Annotated in this window: 1 protein-coding gene; it reads right to left on the bottom strand. The window is 41.1% G+C overall.

The window, feature by feature from the left end; all coding sequences use genetic code 11:
• Positions 1–5,199 (bottom strand): cyclic nucleotide-binding domain-containing protein (locus P9L93_04720; protein MDP8230391.1); only part of this gene is annotated, 5,199 nt, incomplete at its 3' end.
• Between the last annotated feature and the right edge of the window lie 43 nt (positions 5,200–5,242).

Genomic DNA, 5,242 nt, shown 5'->3' with positions numbered 1-5,242 from the left:
CTCATCATAAGTGGCTTTTCTAACGAAGAATTTACCCATTGCGCCTGCATTAGCCTCATCTCTTGAATCATAGTCAATGCCTCTGTTAGGTGCGCTGGCACGCGACAGGCTTCCGTCAACAGCAAGGCTTTCAGCAACTTCTTTGTATTTAGCTATTGCTGAGTTTTGGTCTCCTGCCTGAGTTGTAAGCTGTATTCTTTCCCTGATATTTGCATCCACGTTATTCCCTAACCATTCCAGATCTCCGGGAGACAACACCACAGCTGTCTCTAAAATAATGTCAAGCCTGGTAAGCTGTTCTATGGACAAACGTTCGGTTAAAATCTGTAATACCTCTTTATTAGGCACTGCGCCTTTTCTTCCTTTGCCCTCTTCAGCCACTCCTAGATTGTGATAATCTGCCTCGCCTTCGTGCTGACTCAAGTGTATCTTTTTAACAGAAACCCGCTTGGTATCATGTTCTGAGCTAAACGACCAATCTAAAACTTTTTTTACTGCGATAGCAGCAGGCTCCTCTGATAAAGCAAAATGCGAAGGGTCTATAGTCAAGCTTAAAGAATCTATCCCGACTTTATCTACTACCTGCTGCACAATAGCCAAAAATCGATCAGCATTCTGATAAGGCCCTTCTCTTTCACGGCTATTTTCAAGGGATATTTCAACACCTTCTCCAGCGCCATAGCTTGCAATCGCAACTAAATCATCAATGTCTTGTCCAGATGTAACGTGGACAACAACACTTTTTGCGCCAATCTCTTTTGCCAGATCAATCGTCTTGTTGTACGCGTCCACAACAATCTTAGATTCATATTTTACGCCCGGCATTGCATAAAATATGGGCCCATGAAAAGACATACGGATGCCTGACCGTTCGGCAAGAATGCGTATTGCATCTTTCATGTTTTGACTCATCTCTCCAGCCAAATAGGCCCCTGGTGTCCAGAAATTTAAATCAATGGCCATCTCGTAATAAAATTCTCCGCGCATAATCGCTCTGTATAAAGAACTTAGTACGCCCTCGTATTCTGTAAGTTCAGAGTAGGCGCTGCTATATCCATAAAGATGGGCCTTGTCTTGCGACAAGCGAGGAAGTTCCAGCGTACCATCCTCTGATGCGTAAATAATAGTCCGCGCCAATGCGTCCTCTGCCTGGTATTGCAGAAGATAGGCCTGCATACGCGCTTTAGGCGTCTGACCTGGTTTAGCAAAAGGTACTTTAGCAGTATCATAAATGACAGAGAGCTTATAGAAAAGAAAGAGCTTTTCTTGTTCAGAAAAGTTGGAGATTATATCCCAAAAATTTGGATTTTTATCTGTAAAATTACATACTGCCTCAAACGTCCTGGCGCTGATATCATGTCCGCGTATTGTCCTGGCATACTCAAGTAGTGTATTTAATGAAGGTGTGTCATGTTGTGAGCCTGTCTGCCGCAGTCTTCTAATATAGGCCAAAGTAGTTGTGTCTAAAACATCCTCTTCTGGATCTAAAATAACGATCTCTTCTTTATCATCGCCTGGACCTTGCTCTCTAACCTGTACATTTACAGATACAGGATAAGCCCTCCCTATTTTTACCAAATCTGCCTGATAAACCCTAATCTCCATCACATAAAGACCTAATATAAAAAATATCTGAGGATTATCTCTAATTATAGGAAATAGTTTTTCATAAGAAATACGTCGTAACACTACCCCTTCTTTCCCTGCCTTTACAGTAGCAGAACGCTTACGCAATCCCAAAGTGCCCATTTCTCCAAAAATATTACCTCTTCCTTTAAAATATGTAAGAGATATACCATCTTTGACTATAGGGACCTCAACCTCACCTTTTTCAATAATATAAAGCGCATCTGCTGATGCCCCTTCCTCCAATATCACATCTCCAGCCTCAAATTCTACTCTCTCTGCCTCTAGATCTGGTAATTCATCAAGCTGGACATCCAAACCAAATCTCTCCTTAAGTTGACGAATTATCTCATTTAAAGGATTAGGCATTTTGACATGTAAGATTCTTTTAAGGCCTTGGGGAGTTCTAGAAAAAGGATTCTCTGTTATCCAATCTGGTTTATATTGTCCAGGTGTGTAGCTAACAGGAACCCTGTCTCCGATAGGTGTTGTGAAATACCCTCTATTACCTCCCCAACAATATCCGATAAAACTTGAATCACCATAGGAAGCATCAATAGGGATTGTTCGTCCTGCGATGCCTCTTTGCCTAAGAGGATAAAGGACATTATCTAAAATATCAGCTAATCTAACTGCCTCTTCAGTAGACGAAGGGTAGATAACCACTAATAGACCTTCGAACCTTGGATCCTGATTTAAGGACTCTATTGCTTCAAGACCATTGGCAACTTTATGAGTCGCATTTTCTTGGCTAAGAATTGGTAAGACTGTATCTAAAACTACACCAGCATCTCTAGGTAAGCTCCCGACATGTAAAATCCACCCCTCATCAACTGACGGTTTTCCTTGTCTGCCTCTGAATAACACCTTACCTTCTACCTCGGGATAAAGATAATAATCCTGAGTATGCGCTATAACTGGGTCAACACTAAGCAGGCCACTGAATCGCTTCTCAGCTTCTTTACGCCATGATGCTGATAATTCAAGTCTCATTGGCGCAAGAGTAAGCATCTTCATCTCATCTCTACCTAGTCTCCTGCCTTGTTGGACATCAGCCACAAGTGATTTAATTCTCTCACCCCGGGCATCTTCTGCAGCCAATTTATCAATATCGGGCTTCATACCAAGCTTTCTAATATAAAATACAGGCACACCAGCCTGAAGGGCATATTCAGACTCAGTAGAATCCTCCCCTCCAAACTGATTAGGTTCGACAAATACTTCTCTTAAACTAGGAAATACCCTAGAATATAAATATAATCTGGCCTTGAAAATTGCTGCGCGATCAGGAACATTATGTAATTGATCTTCAAAAATACGAAAGCTTAGAATGCTGTCACTAGTACCTATGGCAGTCCCTCCATAACCTAATGCCTTGCCATCTTTATACCAAACCTCTGCAATTCTAACAAAGGACTCTTCATCTATTCCAAAGCTAAAAATATATTCAATATCATTATCAAGTACTATTGAAAATGTCATCCAAGAATCGACAGCATCAAAACTCTGCGAAGGTATCCTGTAATCCTGCCAAAGTATATGTCGGAGGCGGTCAAAACACTCTACAGAATCAACTGGTGATACACAACGTACTGCTGGACTTGAAATAATATCAGTAAATCTTACTAAAGCAGAACTGCCTTGCATGCTTACCAGATAAGGCGCAAACTTAAGAAAACCGACTGTAGTTAATATGCCGAATCTTTTTTGTATACGTAGCGCCTGTTTCCATATTTCAGCCTTATTTTGATTAGCTAGGTCTAATGCTGTCGTCCTATATTTTGGGTAATCCCAGCGTAGATATTCAGCAAATATTCCTTCTGCCAATCTTCCTTCAAACTGAACTGCCCTAAATAGCTCTATAAAAGCTGTATATGCAGCATTGCCTTCTTTTTCTTTAATCTTCTCAATAATAAACTCAAAAACACCCTCGGAAAACAGAGGATAAATCTGTGGCCTTGAAAACGATCCTGTAAAACCATCTAAATCTACTTGTAAAGATTCAGCAAACTCAGCATATGCTAAACTTAAGCGTTCTGGCGATGGTCTTACTGCCTCTGGCTTAAGTCTTGCAGCGGATTCTGAAGTTACCTCATATGCTGTGGTTCTTTTTTCCGAAGGTTCTAATGATGCCTCTTCTTCCATAGGTATAACAACCTCCTCTGTATCTTCTAAGACTGCCCCATCTCCGGTTTCTCTCTTGCCAGGAACCTCAGACTGCAACCATTGTACAGGAAGCTGTCTTAATTCAGGGGTCAACTTCTTCCTTGCATCAGCTAAAATAATGCGCATTGTTAATGGGCAACTACGGCGAGATAATCCAGCAATAATCTCATGATTAAGATATTCTTTTCTCAACAATTCCAGAGAAGACGAGGTTAACCGTTCAATTAAATACCCAAGATAAACCAAATCTTTTGAATCCGCTAGTCTATTAGAAAACTCTGCATGACTATAATCTATTAAGAATATCCCTTTCTCAGAGACAAGGATATTACGTGCAGCAACATCACCATGGACTATGCCACGTTTTCGTAGAAATTCTATATATTCTGCTGTCTTACCCAATGCCTCCATTGCCACACCTAAGGTCAAACTGCCTTCCTGCGACATCTCAAATAATGTCCTGCCACCTACGTCTTCCAAAACCATAATACTAGATATATCATCATATCCGATTACCCTGACACCAATACCCAACTGATGTGCAACCTTTGAGAGAATATTCTCTCTTTCATCACTGGCTTTTATAATTACCCTTTGACCTATATCAATGCCTACTGCCTGATATGCATTTGTATTTATTTGTCCTGTGAGCCTAAACCCATCTCCATTAATGGAGACTACTTTATCTGTACGCCAGCTTTCTTCAAGATTCAACACCGCTGCCTCTAAATTATGACTGATTTCTTCCCTTGTGTATAAAGGATCTCTATCTAGTCCACCGCGACGACTTAACCATTTATTAATTTCTCCTTGACGCTTTTGAATAGCCAATGTATGGAAGACTTCGTTTAACTCATTAGCCTCAATAGGATGGATCTTAATCCAATCTCGCATCTCAGCATAGCCTATGCCAAGGCTATCTGCCTTGACCTGCCATAAACCTAATTCTGTGGCTTCGTGGTTTACAAGCTCTTCTGTATGCGAACCGTGTACAATATATATTGCCCCCCGCCCAATCCCTGCATGGGCAGTCTGCCTGGCTAATTTCTTTAGATCTTCAATGGTAACCTCTACATCCTTTTCCCTACAACGAGCCATAAGCTCTTCATCAGAAATACCTAAAAGATGCTGAAGATCTCTGAATGTATAAGTTTCAGCATTCCCTAGGCGAAAAACTTTAAATCCATCCTGAGGGCCTACCTCATCAAAAAACCCTTTCTCAAAAGCTATCTGAATAAGGATATTAGCCACCTCATGTGGCCCTGCCTTAATCCCTGCATCAGCGATATTGATGTCTCTAGATAAAGTCTTTATGCGTTCAACCCCTTCTGCAGAGCCTGATGCCTCTGCAGAAGATCTCAATCTCTTGCTAGAAATCCAACCTGCTTCTGGAATGCGTAAATGCATTGCCCTGCGTAACCCTCTCTGACTAAAATCTAGCCTTAAGATT

The sequence above is a fragment of the Candidatus Gorgyraea atricola genome (assembly GCA_030765235.1).
GTDB lineage: Bacteria > Omnitrophota > Gorgyraeia > Gorgyraeales > Gorgyraeaceae > Gorgyraea > Gorgyraea atricola.
This window is presented reverse-complemented; position numbering and strand designations above follow the sequence as displayed.